14 protein-coding genes are annotated in these 12,796 nt (G+C 58.7%); all 14 read right to left on the bottom strand.

Features of this window, described 5'->3' with window-relative positions; genetic code table 11:
* Positions 1-21: 21 nt before the first annotated feature.
* Positions 22-210 carry an AbrB/MazE/SpoVT family DNA-binding domain-containing protein gene (locus ACZ5DH_RS15130; protein WP_464255063.1) on the bottom strand — a complete coding sequence of 63 codons (189 nt, stop codon included), beginning with the start codon at positions 208-210 and terminating at the stop codon, positions 22-24.
* An 85-nt stretch (positions 211-295) separates the two neighbouring features.
* Positions 296-1,060, bottom strand: coding sequence for a DsbA family protein (locus ACZ5DH_RS15125; RefSeq protein ID WP_464255062.1), 765 nt, complete (start codon positions 1,058-1,060; stop codon positions 296-298).
* Positions 1,044-2,822 (bottom strand): type IV secretory system conjugative DNA transfer family protein, encoded by a 1,779-nt coding sequence (locus ACZ5DH_RS15120; RefSeq protein WP_464255061.1) that lies wholly within the window; start codon positions 2,820-2,822, stop codon positions 1,044-1,046. The genes ACZ5DH_RS15125 and ACZ5DH_RS15120 overlap by 17 nt, the downstream gene beginning before the upstream one ends.
* Before the next feature lie 12 nt (positions 2,823-2,834).
* Entirely contained in the window at positions 2,835-4,127 is a 1,293-nt protein-coding gene (locus ACZ5DH_RS15115) for a secretion/conjugation apparatus DotM-related subunit (RefSeq protein WP_464255060.1), read from the bottom strand.
* Entirely contained in the window at positions 4,124-4,522 is a 399-nt protein-coding gene (locus tag ACZ5DH_RS15110) for a lytic transglycosylase domain-containing protein (RefSeq protein WP_464255059.1), read from the bottom strand. The genes ACZ5DH_RS15115 and ACZ5DH_RS15110 overlap by 4 nt, the downstream gene beginning before the upstream one ends.
* A gap of 140 nt (positions 4,523-4,662) precedes the next feature.
* A complete protein-coding gene (locus ACZ5DH_RS15105; protein ID WP_464255058.1) occupies positions 4,663-5,079 on the bottom strand; it encodes a hypothetical protein in 417 nt (138 codons plus the stop codon).
* On the bottom strand, positions 5,076-7,082 hold the full coding sequence (topA, locus tag ACZ5DH_RS15100; RefSeq protein WP_464255057.1) for a type I DNA topoisomerase: 2,007 nt from the start codon (positions 7,080-7,082) through the stop codon (positions 5,076-5,078). Before topA ends, ACZ5DH_RS15105 begins: the two co-directional genes overlap by 4 nt.
* Positions 7,083-7,084: 2 nt before the next feature.
* Complete coding sequence (locus ACZ5DH_RS15095; RefSeq protein ID WP_464255056.1) at positions 7,085-8,488, bottom strand: zincin-like metallopeptidase domain-containing protein; 1,404 nt, start codon at positions 8,486-8,488, stop codon at positions 7,085-7,087.
* The gene (locus ACZ5DH_RS15090; protein WP_464255055.1) at positions 8,485-8,697 is read right to left on the bottom strand and encodes a hypothetical protein; all 213 of its coding nucleotides are present in this window, start codon (positions 8,695-8,697) and stop codon (positions 8,485-8,487) included. The genes ACZ5DH_RS15095 and ACZ5DH_RS15090 overlap by 4 nt, the downstream gene beginning before the upstream one ends.
* A 59-nt stretch (positions 8,698-8,756) precedes the next feature.
* Positions 8,757-9,029 (bottom strand): IcmT/TraK family protein, encoded by a 273-nt coding sequence (gene icmT, locus ACZ5DH_RS15085; RefSeq protein ID WP_464255054.1) that lies wholly within the window; start codon positions 9,027-9,029, stop codon positions 8,757-8,759.
* Positions 9,019-9,858 (bottom strand): phosphoadenosine phosphosulfate reductase domain-containing protein, encoded by an 840-nt coding sequence (locus ACZ5DH_RS15080; protein ID WP_464256572.1) that lies wholly within the window; start codon positions 9,856-9,858, stop codon positions 9,019-9,021. Before ACZ5DH_RS15080 ends, icmT begins: the two co-directional genes overlap by 11 nt.
* Positions 9,858-11,015: a type IV pilus twitching motility protein PilT gene (locus tag ACZ5DH_RS15075; protein ID WP_464255053.1), complete on the bottom strand. Its 1,158-nt coding sequence runs from the start codon at positions 11,013-11,015 to the stop codon at positions 9,858-9,860. The genes ACZ5DH_RS15080 and ACZ5DH_RS15075 overlap by 1 nt, the downstream gene beginning before the upstream one ends.
* 3 nt (positions 11,016-11,018) lie before the next feature.
* On the bottom strand, positions 11,019-12,227 hold the full coding sequence (locus ACZ5DH_RS15070; protein WP_464255052.1) for a type IV secretory system conjugative DNA transfer family protein: 1,209 nt from the start codon (positions 12,225-12,227) through the stop codon (positions 11,019-11,021).
* A complete protein-coding gene (locus ACZ5DH_RS15065; RefSeq protein WP_464255051.1) occupies positions 12,224-12,697 on the bottom strand; it encodes a DotD/TraH family lipoprotein in 474 nt (157 codons plus the stop codon). Before ACZ5DH_RS15065 ends, ACZ5DH_RS15070 begins: the two co-directional genes overlap by 4 nt.
* Between the last annotated feature and the right edge of the window lie 99 nt (positions 12,698-12,796).

Raw genomic sequence — 12,796 nt, 5'->3', positions numbered from 1 at the left:
GCGTGACCGGGCCATGAGTCCTCACCCTTTGTCGGCCACGGCCTCCCCTTCATATTTAAAGGTTAATGCTGCGGCGTTCAGTATGTGGACGCCCTGATCATCTTCTATAAAGACAACCTTGTCGCCCTGTTCCAGTTTGAGCTTTTTGCGAACCTCCACAGGGACGGTGATCTGCCCCTTGGAGGTCATGGTGGCCATGTACATTTTCATGAGGTGCTCCGTTTTTGTGTTCCTTGTTTTCCTTGTATTCCTTACCAAGAAAAAAGCAAGCGAAAAAAACGGGCACCCCCTCCGGTCAAAGCATTTTTTCGTTGAGTTGACCCTTGGTGATGATGCTGATGACCTCTTCCAGCGCCGTTTTGTCCCCTTCACGGGCCTTTTTGGCGATGCCAAGCGCCTCGCGCAGTTGCACTGCCGTGAAGTCGCAGGACGGAAAGCGGATGCCCGCCAGAATGTAGGTGGGCGTGGACGTAATGCGCCCAAGCCCGGCCAGGATGTCTTCATTGATGATGCCGGCAGCGTCCTTGCTCAAAACTTCGCCAAAGGCTTCAGCAGGAATGGCCGCTTCCTGAAAGGCCAGCAGCAGAGAGGCTTCATAGGGAGTGGGAATACCCAGCGAGGTTTGGGGCAGCACCTTGTCCCAGAACAGATTGGCCGCATTGACGGAGAATTTTTTCAGGGCTTCGTAGCTCAAGGCTTTTTTGAGGGATTCACCGTACTGGTCGGTCGGAATATGCCGCACCACAATGCACATATCCGGCGCGGCCCGCTGGGCTTGCAGCGGTTCACGAATGCCGCAGTAAGAACATTCGAGGTTGACCCAATATTCCACCAGATCGCCCTGGAAGTCTTTCACAGGCCGCCCGTCAAGGCACTGCCGGTCAGCCAGGGCTTCGCCGGGATTATAGGGAACAGCCAGGTCTTTGCTGACCTCAGCCCGAACCTTGGCAGCTGCAGCCACCCGGTCTGACATGGGGGTTCCGGCGAGGGCGGGAAAATTTGCCAATACGAATAAAGCGGCTGTCAGAATCACTACCATAGAGTTACGCTGCTTCTGCATAAGAAACCTCCTGTCCTAATTGGATAAGTTGGGGCACACGAAGCTGTGCCTTTTTGAGTGAAGGATTGGCGAAGAACATATCGCCCCGGACAATCTGGCCGGAAAAGATGAAATGGGCTTCGCCCTCGATTTGTTCCTGAAGGTCGCGTAAATCCACGCGATCTTCTTTTTCCACCGTGGTGTTCATGGTGTCGGCGTAGGTGGAACCGGACTTGTCGTTGACCGCGAAGCCGGACGAGCGCACCACCGTGCTTTGCCCAGCCTGGCCGCGTATGAGTTCCCATGTTTTTTCGGCGTCTTGCATCTTCATGAACGCCTTAATACTTGTGTTGGCCACCATTTGCTGTGCGCCCTTTTCATCGGCCTTGAAAATGCCCGCGTAATCCTGACTGGCCACAATGGCCGCAATGCCCAAGCCCCGGCCTTGGGTCAGCACCACCTCAAAGCCCGGCGTCACGATGGCCGCGTATTCATCCACAATGCACAGGTACGGCCCAATGCCTACGGCGTCTGTGGGCAGGGCTTCCAGGGTGTCGGCGGCATCGCCTTCAATCTGAGCGCCAAGGCCCACGGCGCAGGCATTGCGAATGGCCGACAGACTGATCTTGCCGAGACTCGCCAGTTCCGCAGGGGCTTTTTCCAGAGAAGGCAGGAGCACCACAAGGATGCGCCGCTGCATTATGGCGTCCGCGAAATCCACCTCGCCGTCTTCCGCACCGTAGATGTGGCTGTAGGTATCCGTCAGGCTGGACAAAGCCTTGCCAAAGTAGGATTGCGCATAGCCGAACTGCTCCGCGAAGGACGGCGGCTGATCCTTCAGTTCACGCCCTGCTATCCAGCCGGAGGTGCCCAGAGCCGCCTTGATGGATGCGCTGGATTCCGCGTCCAACTCCGGGTGCAGGGCCAGCTCCACACATTTTTCCAGAGCAAGGGCGTCACGGATCACCGAGGTGGAGAGTTTGAGAAAACCCTTGTCCCGTAAGTCCACCAGGGCATACATGACGCCGGAAATCAGCGCCTGCGCCTTGTCGGCAAAGATGCTGTTGGCCCCATCGGACGCGGGCATCAGCGACACCAGCAACTGGGTGAGGGCTTCGGCGCTGCCGAAGGTAAAGGGATTGTTGGTATTGGAGAGGCGACGCGGGCTTTTGCCCTTCACCTTGCCGCTTGTGCCGTAGTTGAGCACCCGGAAATCGTCGTCGCGCCCCAAAAAACGCGCCATCTGCCAAATCTGCACGGCCAGCTTGGGCGATGCCTTGGGGTCGATGTAGAAAAGCCCGCTGCCGGTGGCGAGGGAATTGTAGGCCAGCGAAACCAGCGTTTCCGTCTTGCCGGAGCCAGTGGTGCCGAAAAGCAGCATGTGGGTCAGAATATCCTTGGCCTTCAGCCACAGTTCCTTGCCGTCCTGCATCCGGTTGCCCAGAAAGAACAGCCCCTCCGGCCTGGCGTAGCCCCGCCTGCCGGGCAAGGGGTCGCCCTTGTCCGTGCCGGAAAGGCCCAAGGGCATTCGGAAGGGAAGGCGCTCACCGCTGACGCAGGCGCAGCGCAGCAGGAAGAAGAACAGCCCCAAGATAAAGAGCGGCGTGGCAGCCACGGGGAAAAAGACCAGACACACCCCCGCCCCGAACGTGCCGCTGGTCTGCACCGTGCCGTTCTTGAGCGCGTCCGCGATTTGTTGCACGGGCGAGCGCACATCCCGCAGCAGGGCTTTTCGTTCCTGTGACTCCCGGTCTTCCAGTCCGCGTATTTTGCGATCACTCATGATACTATCCTGTTATAACTCATCTTTTAAAGACGGGTCTTCATTGGCGTCATAGTCTTCCTGAACCGCTTCCGCCGGAGCAAAGGTCACATTCGTGTCCAGATTGAGGCCGGAGGACTCAAACAGGAGGGGAACATCGGTCAACCAGCCCTGTGCGGCCAATGTGTCCCGCAGACGGCCCACAGCATGGGTAAGACGCGGCTCCCGCAGCGTCTTGCCCATCTTTTCCTCAGCCGCGTAATGCGCCCAGGCGGCAAAGCCTTCTGCCCAGGCCGCCCGCCCGCCGCACTGGTTCAGGGCGTACCAGAGCGGGCGATCCACAGGCCGCACCCAGAGGAATTGCGACGAAGCCAGCACCCCCTTGCGGCGGGCCAGGGTCAGCGCGGCCATGAACCAGGGCAGCTCGAAGGCGGTGTGACGCTTCAAAAGCGGATCACCCAGCCGTTTTTTGTGGAAATTCCATGCATTGCGCACATCCTTTTGGAATGCGGGCTTTTCCAGCACGAGGCAGGCCGGGCCGTCCTTTTCCGTATACGAGGCCGACACGGCATCCAGCAGGTGCAGGCAAGCCTGCTTGTCGCCAACGCCGTAGGCCAGAAAGGCAGCGGCCAGGGTTTTGCGTTCCGCGCTCATGGCTTTGAACCCGGCAAAGCGTTTGCCAAGCTGCACCCGCAGTACGTCAGCGGCCTTTGCTTCATCCAAATGCGCATGGCCATAGGCCGGAAGATCAACATGGGCGAGGCCACGCCGCAGAGCCTGTTCCGGCGTGAAGGGTTGACCATCCTTGTTCAGCAGCAGCCCGTGTTCCAGGGCGAACTGCACAGGACTGCGGGCAATGCGCCAGGGGCCGCTGTCGTAGGATTCCGGCGAGAGCAATGTTTTGCCGCGCCCCACAATGGGCCGCAGACAGGGGAAGGATTCCGCGTTGTTTCGGAGCAGGCTGTCCATGTTCAGGCGGCGGATCAGCCCCCCCGTTCTGCTCATGAAGATGCAGGCTATGCCCAGGGCTACCAGCACCAGGGCGTAGGGCCAGCGTATCCATTTGCCGCTGTACCGCACCACATTCATGACCTGATCCCAGGTGAGCGCGGCGGGGTCGGCCTCGGCAATGCGGCCCCAGGCTGTGAGGGCTTCGTCCGAAAACGGCGTGAAGGCTAGAAGCTGCGCTTTGGCCAGTTCCAGCAAAGAGCCGTTGATGATGCCTGCTTTTTTGGCGTACCAGGCGGGCACCAGCAGCAGGACACCCACCATCAGGCAAATCAGCAGAAACATGGTGTTGCCGCTGTCTTCATGCTGATTTTTCATCGGGCACCCCCTGCCTTTGCCAGCAGGCCGTCCAAACCTGCGCGTTCCAGCCGGGCCAGATGCTTTCTGACCCGGCCCAGATAGGCGTCACGCAAATGCGGGGTGCGCGAGTGGTACGCGCCCACGGCATCCCATATATTTCGCGTTCGGTCATACTCTTTGCGCAACACCCAGGCCGCTGCATAGGCATTGGTGCAGCCATCGCGCAGCACCGCTTCAGGCAAAAATCCAGCCCGCACGAGTTCCTTGACGTGGCAGGTATTCACCTGAAAGGCTCCCATGTCCCAGGTGCCGTTGGTGTTGCTGAGGGCTTCGCCGGTCTTGCCGCCTTCGGTCGCCAAAATGCCCACCAGCGCGGCCAGAGGCAGATTGTACGCCTGTGCGGCATCCGTCACACATTCCCACGAGAGGGGGCGTGTCTCTGGCAGCGCGATCCTGTCCCGACCAGCCGCCAGAGCCGCAGCGGGCGGGAGGCAGAGCGTTATAGCGATATATAAATATATTTTTCTATGAGACATATGTTTATAACTCGCTATCATTTCAGCTTGCGGATGAGCGAACCCGCCACATCACTGCCGCTGCCGGAGACCTGAAAGGGGTTGTTCTGGCCGATGCCGTTGATGGTGGAACGAGCCTCGCTCAACACTTCATCCATCTTGTTCTGGATCATGGAATCCACCTGACGGCACATGCCGTTGATGATGGAGTCCATGCTGGGAATGGTCACGCCGAGGGAAAAGGCATCCCCGATGCTGGCAATGCTGCCCAGGCAGCCCGCGAGCGGCCCCCGATCCTCCTCCGGGTCGGGCATGGTGGTATTGTGGTTTTCCTTCACACGGGCATTGCGTTCCTTGATAGCCTTGGATGCCGCGCCCTGGGTATCGTCGCAGGGCGAGGCAAAGCACGGAGCCGCCACGAACATGAGCATGAACGCCAAGAGCAGGGCTTTCATTTCTTGCCTCCTTTTTTGGCGTCAATAATGGGCCTGCCGTCTTCGCCCACCTGAAAGAGCTTCTTGCAGCCGGGATAGCCGGAGCAGCCGAAGAATGGGCCTTTGGCACTTTCACGGCGCACCAAGGGTTTGCCGCAGGTGCATTTGAATTTGGTGGCTTCGGGCTTTTTGCGGGCCTCGCCGGGCTTGCCGTCCACATTGGGATAGCTGGCGTTGCAGGAGCGGTCGGAGCAGGAGAAGAAATCATATTCGCCGGAACCGTCGCGGCGCTGTCCCTTCATATGGACGAGCGGCTTACCGCAGGTATCACAGACAAATTCCGTGGCTTCCGGGGCTTTGCGCTCCTGTCCAGGGTATTTTGCCGTGAAGGTCGTCACCTCGCTCACAAGCTGGGCATGAGCCTTGTTCATCACCTCCCGGTAGGCCGCTTTGCCCCCGGCAATGGCGTCAAGATTGTCTTCCATACCCCTGGTGAACTCGTAATCCAGAAAGGAGAACGCCCCGGTGAGCAAATCCACCACCTGTTCCCCCACAGGCGTGGGCACGAGGAAACGCTTTTCCACCCGCACATATTCCCGCTGCATGATGGTATCCACAATGGCAGCGAAGGTGGCCGGACGCCCGATGCCCCGGTTTTCCAGCTCCCGCACCAGACTGGCTTCAGAAAAGCGCGTGGGCGGTTTGGTTTTTTTGGTCAGAACCTTGCCGCCAGCAGCAGTGAGGCTTGCGCCTTCGGCCAGCATGGGCACGGGATTGTCCGGCGTGTCGCCTTCCGCTTCTTCATCTTGAGTAGCCGAGTCTGTGGCCGTGAGCGCCTTCCAGCCGGATTCACGCAAAACGCGCCCTTTGGCCTCAAAGACGGCTTCCTTACCGTCCAATGCCGCCGCAAGATGAAGTGTGCGCACGTCATACACGGCATCGGCCAGTTGCGAAGCAAGGGTACGCATACGGATGAGCCGGTACAGAGCCTGTTCGTCCGGGGTATCCCCGGCCTCTTCAACTTCAATGTGGGTCGGGCGCACAGCTTCGTGCGCTTCCTGAGCGCCTTCCTTGGATTTCCAGGTGCGGGGCTTGTCCACCAGAGGCCAACCCTGGCTTTCGCAGAAGGCGCGAATCTCCGACACGGCTTCTGCCGAGAGATTGGGCGAATCCGTGCGCATGTATGTGCAGTGACCGCCTTCATAAATCTTCTGCGCCAGTTGCATGGTCTGTTTGGGTGTGAACTTGAGGGCATTGGAAGCCGCCTGCTGCAAGCTGGACGTGGTGAAGGGCGCGGGCGGGGCCGTGCGGCTCTCGCTTTCCTTACAATCCAGCACCACAAAGGCCCGGAGGGCGGCGGCTTTTTCGGCCAACACCTTGTCCAGCAGATATTCCTGCCCGTCTTGCAGCCAGGGCTTGGTAATCCAGGTGGCCTGCCAGCCGCCTTCCAGAGTCAGTTCGGCTCCGTAGTGAGTGACGGACACAAAGTTGCTGATAGCCCGCTCACGCTCCACCACCAACCGCACCGCCGGGCTTTGCACCCGGCCTGCGGAAAGCCTTGTGCCAGCGGCACGGGAAAGCGGCCCGCTGACAAGGTAGCCGCAGAAGCGGTCGAGAACGCGCCGGGCCTCCTGTGCCTTCACCAGAGCCATGTCCAGAGAGCGTGGTGCCTTCAGTGCCGCTTGAATGGCAGAGGCCGTGATTTCGCTATAGGTGACGCGCTTGGGATTTTTCAGGCGCAGGGCTTCGGCAACGTGCCAGGCAATGGCCTCGCCTTCGCGGTCGGGGTCGGTGGCCAGATAGACGGCACTGGCATCCTTGACCAGAGCTGCCAGCCGTTTAAGCACGTCTTTCCCCCGCTCTGTGGGGATATAGGTAGGGGTGAAGTCCGGCAGGGCAATGCCCAGCTCGCGTTCCGGCAGATCACGCACATGGCCCACAGAAGCGGCCACCTTCCAGTCAGACCCCAGAATGGATTGCACCTTCTTGACCTTGCCGGGAGATTCCAAAATGAGCAGATTCATACTTACATCCTCATACGCGCCACGGGCGCGTTCGTTCCGGTTGCAGGCAGCGAGGGCGCGGCCCCCATCCTGTTCTTTTCATCGAGTTCCATGCTCAAAGTCTGGGCAAAGGAATCACACAAGGACGCCAGCGACCGTGCGGTTTCGGCATCCTGCTTGAGCGCCATTTCAAGAAATTCGGGATTCTGAAGAATGATGCGGGCCTTGGAGACGGGATCATCCGCCGCCTGAAAAGCCTCTGCCGATTTTTCAAAAGAAAGCGGCGCGGGCCGGGGATCGTTGGTACTTCTGGCAGCAACAGCTTGTGCGGGTGCGGCCATATGCGCCCCGGTAACGGCATCGCGCTGGGCCTGCTCTTCGATCAGGGCGGGCCAGGTTTCGCTGGACGGGAACCATGCCGCCTTGGGCTGTTCCCCCATTTCAAACTGGTGCATGATGGTCAGCACCTTGGCCGCTTCCGCTGCCGCATGGAATACAGCTTTGGAATCGCCGCCGGAAAATCTCTGGTTCCAATGGCTGATGTAGGCGGCAGAGTTGCTTTGGGGCATGGGCAGATTGAGTTTTGCTCCGGCCAGCATGGAAAACATTTCCGCCCGCATTTCTTCAAAAGCCATATTTTTAATGTCATATGGCTGCTTTTCCTTGCGGTTTTCGCGTTTGGCATGGCCGGTGGCATGATAGGTTTCATGCAGCTTGGTGGCGTAATACTCTTCAGGCACGGTGAACCGTTCAGGGAAAGGCATCTTCACCACATCGCTGCCAGGCTCGTAGAAGGCAGTGCCCCCGTGATGTTCCACCGGAATGCCCGTGCAGGCGATGAAGCGCTCCACAAAGTCATTGCGCTCGATGGTGGTCATGGCGTGGGTTTGCTGCTCTTTGGGCGGAAAACCCTCAATTTGGGCCGCATTGAAAACTGTGAACGGATAGAACAACGTCAGACGCTGCACATCAGGAACTTCCTGCCCCTGCTCCTTTTTGGCGGCGAACTCCTTGATCTGTTGTTCCGAAAGGTACTGCCACTTGCCGTCTTCACCCACGATGAAGGCAATTTCTTCGGGGCGCAGGAGCTTGACGCCCTTGGTTCCCTTTTTCACCTTCATATCCCGTGCAGGGTGTTCGGCCTGAATTTGCTGAAATTGCTTGAACGTCATCCAGCGATCATCGCCATATCCTTTGACAATATTGGTCAGCATAAGCTTGACCATGTTGGCCCCGCCGTATGGACGGCCCGTGGTGGTGCAAAAGGGCATTCCTACCGGCTGATCTGACGTCCAGGGCTTTTGCCACTCGCCCGCCGTTTCAGCCAGGGCCAGCATGCTTTCGGCCACAGAGTTGACAAAGTCTTCCTGCACCTCACGGCTGATCTGAAAGCGGTTTTTCTTTTCCAAAGGCTGTTCCTGGCTCATACGGCCTCCTGCACAGAAACGATGACGGTATCCGGCTCTTCATGCGGGTTGAGAAATCCCGCCGCTATAGCCTCATTCCGGCTCATGGCAAAGGCTCCGGCGTCCAACTGCCGTTCGATGTCGGCAAGGGAAAGCGTGATGTGCTCCTTCTCCTGATTGCGTACCGGCGCGTCAAAAAGGCCGTAGCTGTTGCGTTTTTCGGTAGTCATGCAAACCTCCATAGAAAAATATTTTTATATATTGCATAGCAAAATATACTGCTATGACATTACCAGCGGCAGCGTTGCCGCCATTGCACTTCATTCTGGCGGGTCTCCCGCCGCCTGCCCATGAAAGCCACGCGCAGAGCGCGGGCGCAGGCCAGCGGCGTCATGCCCGTGCGCTGCACAAGGTACAGAATGACAATGGCGATGCCAGCAACGCAGGCCGTCCACCAGGCCCAATGGAAAAGCCACAGGGCGATGGGGAAAACCGCACGGGCATCCAGAATGAAGATTTTGGGAGTAAGGGCGGTGTCCCGCCAGAGAACTTCACTGGCCATGACACGTAACCTCTTTCTGTATCTTGGCGTTGTCGGAATGTGCGTAGGCTCCCGCCGCCTCTTCAGCGGCAAACCGCACATCCAGGGCGGCTACGGATGGAGCGTGATTATACCGCCGCCCCTTGTCGTTGCCTTGGAGCCAGGCGTCCATATGCAGCATTCGTTGCCAGAGTTCGGGATAAAAGCAGCGGAGAGTCCGCAGATCATCAAGGGATTGCAGAGGACAGCAAAAACAACTGACACGGCTGAAATGGTTGTACAGACCAAACCAGTCAAAACCATACCCTTGGCAAAACGCGAGGGCGTCAGCTTCCGTGATGCCCCATTCCATCAGCGGATACCGCTGCACATAATAGGTGCCGTCCTTTTTGGTGGGGCCATCCAGGCGGTGCATTTCGTCGGCGGCAAAGCCGACACATTGTTGCAGGGGGAGGGAAAAATCCTGTCTGTGCGTGAGCGCCAATAAATGCGCCCGCAAAGACTCCTGCTTGCGTCCCGTACACCAGCGGCGCATTGGCGCGGGCCAGCCACGCCCTATCATATGCGGCTGGCGCGTTCCTCTCTTGACCACCGGATACTCGGAGAACATCCAGTCTAACGGCGTTTTGTCCGTGACAACGCTGACTGGAAGCCTTGGTCTGAGCCGCGTAATTTTTCGTCCGATGTAGCGTTCCAGGCATTCCAGATGCTCATACATCTGTGGAAATTCCCATCCTGTATCGAAAAATACGATGTCCGCTATGGGGTCATCGCGTTCAAGCATCATGATCAGCATGGCTGTGCTGTCTTTTCCGCCAGACAAGGAAACCACATTCGCTCTCTGTCCCATCACGAAACCTCCTTTGAATTTTCATCTGTTTTGTGTTGGCGTTCCGCCATGATCGCCAGATAGTGTTCCTTGGAAATCTTCCCGGCAGCATGGGCGAGCCGGGCCGCGTCCTGCATCCTCTGGCCGTATTTGGTGAGCAGGGCTTCGCAGGTCTGAATGAGCCGTTCAGGCGGGGTATCCAGAAGTTCTTCCCGAATTTCCGGGGTGAAGACCAAAAACTCGCGCAGGGCAACACGCCCTTTGCCGGCGAGCATGGGCACAAGCCGCTGATTGACCACCAGCCGCAGGCTGGAGAGCAGCGTCACCGAAACTTGCAACCGTTCCTCCACCGGGAAAACATTGATGATGCGCGAAAGCGTTTCCGGCACGGAACGGGTATGCACCGTGGAATAGGCGGCAACGCCGGTTTCCGCGCTCTCGATCATGCCGCGCAGAGTTTCCGCGTCACGGCTCTCGCCGATGAGCACCACATTGGGCGCGGTACGGGTGGAGTTGCGCACGGCACGGATAAAAGACTGCAAATGCTCAGGAATGGTGCTCTGCGAGACAGGCCCGCCCTGATTGGGAATGCTCAACAGGTCAAACTCAATAGGGGCTTCATAGGTAGCCACGTTGCGGCCTCCTTTTTCGATGATGTGCCGCAAAATGGCGGCAAGCAGCGTGGTCTTGCCCGACCCCATGACGCCCGTGACCAGCACAAGGCCGTTTTCCGGGGTGGCATGATCCAGAATGCTTTGTTCAACGCCCAAATCTTCCAGCCGGGGCGGCATGGAAGGAATGGTGCGGAAAACGATTTTGACGCCGGTGGAATAGCCGTCCGCCACCGCGCCCGCATTGCCGCGAAAACGGCGGCGCACCCCGCGTGTTTCCTCAATCTGATGGGCGAAGTCGTAATCGTCCTGGCTGGACTTGATGAAGGCCGCCACGGAATTGTTGCGCGTGAGCCGTTCCAACCCGGCCAGCAGTTCGTCCGTGGTGATGGGCCGCTCGGTGATGCGCTGCCACACCCCGTCCTTACGCACCCACACGGGCTGACTGGAACAAAGCTGTATGTCCGACATGCCGCAGCCGGTTGCCCAGAGCAGCATGTCGTTGAGATTGTCCGTCTCCCAGCGAATGCGCGGTTCACGCGGGTACATTTCAATGGCGTTTGACAAGGGTCACTTCCTGGTGGCGGGAGTTGCAGGAAGGAAAGCCGAAGGCGCGGTGATGCGGTAGACCTTCTGGCCTATGTGCAGCTTGTTGCCGCTGTCCGTGGTCTTCATGCCCACGTCTGCTGAGGCAGTGTTGACGCGGCTCAACAGGTGCTGTGCTGTCAGCAGGTGGTAGAGCATGACGCCGCGATACTGCCGCACCATGCGGGACACGTTGTCGGTGAAAAGCTGATCCGCTTCGGTGACGCCCTGCGCCCAGGCTTCGCGTACAGCGGCCCGCCAAATAAGCCGCTCCTTGTCGTTCTTAGGCATCACTGCCGGATTGGGCTTTTCCGGCTCAGGAAAACCGTCCGTCATGAGGAATTCGCGCCAGGTGGGCACGGTGGATACATAGCGGGCAGGCGCAAGCAGCTCATACGAGGTTTGCGCCGTGGTGGCAGTCTCGCCGGATTCAATGCGCATGGAAGCCCCGGCCCGCGTGAGCACGGGCGGCAGAATCAGGGCATCCCCCTGCGTCATGAGCAGCGGGCCGAAGTTGAAGGCGGTATCCATGATGGAACTGTGCTGTTCCGTGGCTGCCACAAGCTGCTTGTAGCGGTACGTCATCGCCGTCTGAAACGTGACGAGCTGGGCAGCTTCCCTGATGGCCGTTGGCCGCATGAGACTGACGGCGCTTTCCTTCTCTGACGTACCCTTCATTTCCAGCAGCGTGGCCAGTTCCTCCGGCTCGCCCTGGCGCGGACTGCCCGATGTGTCGGCAGGCAAATGTACAGTGAGGGTCTGACCTTCGGGCTGTTCGGGAGCAGGCGCAGCGGCCAAGGCAGACTGTGGCGGCAGGGGCACAGGGGGCAACGGTTCCTGCATATCCGTTTTGGCGGCGCAACCCGCCATGCTTACGCAGAGCAACAAGGGAAGCAGCGTCGATAAAAGGCGCTTGGCCCCTGACCCGTGTTCGGCAGTGCTGCCGTTCTGCAAAAGCGTATTCGCCAAACGCGAAGCGTAGCGAATCAGCACAACACAGGTCAGGAGCAAAGCCAGCATGCCGCAGCCGGACAGAAATACGGTGGCACTGGAATTGTCAGATGCCGCAAAACCGTCCTGATACCCCTTGATATAGCTGGTTGTGTGCAGGGGAGGTTCAATCTCCTGCACAATGCGAGGGGGTTCTGCCAAAGAAGGAATAAATTTCGGAGTCTCGTTCTCAATATGATTCATGACTGCCCCCCGGTGCTGACAGTGCGGGCCAGGGTGATGACCCGGCCAATGGGATCAACCTGCAATATGGCTTGCGGCTGCACCTGCCAGGCAATGTCTTCCAGCAGCACATGGGCCGGGCGATTCAGGCCGCGCACCACCACAGTCAGCACCTGCGCCGAGGGCTTCCCCGTTTCCTGAAAGCGGTAGCCGAGTTGCAGACAGATTTCCTTGAGTGCGCCTTCGGCAGGGCCAGTCCATGAGACGGACACCGGCTGACTGAGGCTCGGATCAGCGGGCGGCAGCAAGGGCTGCAAGCCCTGTCCCCGCAGCTTTGCCAGCATGGCCAGTTCGCCGTGGGCGGTCTGGGCGGCATCGCCCAGCGTGACGGCCACAAAGTCAGCCGGGCTTGTGGGGTCTTGCACGGGCTTCTTGCCCGCACAGCCTGCAACAGCAAGGCAGCAAAGGATAAACGCGCATCGTCGCAGCATGGGTAAACTCCTTATATGGTTATGGTTATAGAAATATATTTTTATATATTTCTATTCTGCGCATTGAAAATATTTTTATATAATGCTATAGATTCTCTG

The organism is Desulfovibrio simplex (assembly GCF_055387835.1).
Note: the sequence above shows the minus strand (reverse complement) of the source record. Positions and strands in the feature narration are given on the sequence as shown.

What these genes read in the sequence shown, in the direction of transcription:
- icmT (WP_464255054.1), bottom strand. Translation starts at nt 9,029, where the DNA reads ATGGCCAGTGAAGTTCTCTGGCGGGACACCGCCCTTACTCCCAAAATC.
- ACZ5DH_RS15115 (WP_464255060.1), bottom strand. Translation starts at nt 4,127, where the DNA reads ATGAAAAATCAGCATGAAGACAGCGGCAACACCATGTTTCTGCTGATT.
- ACZ5DH_RS15130 (WP_464255063.1), bottom strand. Translation starts at nt 210, where the DNA reads ATGAAAATGTACATGGCCACCATGACCTCCAAGGGGCAGATCACCGTC.
- ACZ5DH_RS15065 (WP_464255051.1), bottom strand. Translation starts at nt 12,697, where the DNA reads ATGCTGCGACGATGCGCGTTTATCCTTTGCTGCCTTGCTGTTGCAGGC.
- ACZ5DH_RS15080 (WP_464256572.1), bottom strand. Translation starts at nt 9,858, where the DNA reads ATGGGACAGAGAGCGAATGTGGTTTCCTTGTCTGGCGGAAAAGACAGC.
- ACZ5DH_RS15120 (WP_464255061.1), bottom strand. Translation starts at nt 2,822, where the DNA reads ATGAGTGATCGCAAAATACGCGGACTGGAAGACCGGGAGTCACAGGAA.
- ACZ5DH_RS15095 (WP_464255056.1), bottom strand. Translation starts at nt 8,488, where the DNA reads ATGAGCCAGGAACAGCCTTTGGAAAAGAAAAACCGCTTTCAGATCAGC.
- ACZ5DH_RS15105 (WP_464255058.1), bottom strand. Translation starts at nt 5,079, where the DNA reads ATGAAAGCCCTGCTCTTGGCGTTCATGCTCATGTTCGTGGCGGCTCCG.
- ACZ5DH_RS15070 (WP_464255052.1), bottom strand. Translation starts at nt 12,227, where the DNA reads ATGAATCATATTGAGAACGAGACTCCGAAATTTATTCCTTCTTTGGCA.
- topA (WP_464255057.1), bottom strand. Translation starts at nt 7,082, where the DNA reads ATGAATCTGCTCATTTTGGAATCTCCCGGCAAGGTCAAGAAGGTGCAA.
- ACZ5DH_RS15090 (WP_464255055.1), bottom strand. Translation starts at nt 8,697, where the DNA reads ATGACTACCGAAAAACGCAACAGCTACGGCCTTTTTGACGCGCCGGTA.
- ACZ5DH_RS15125 (WP_464255062.1), bottom strand. Translation starts at nt 1,060, where the DNA reads ATGCAGAAGCAGCGTAACTCTATGGTAGTGATTCTGACAGCCGCTTTA.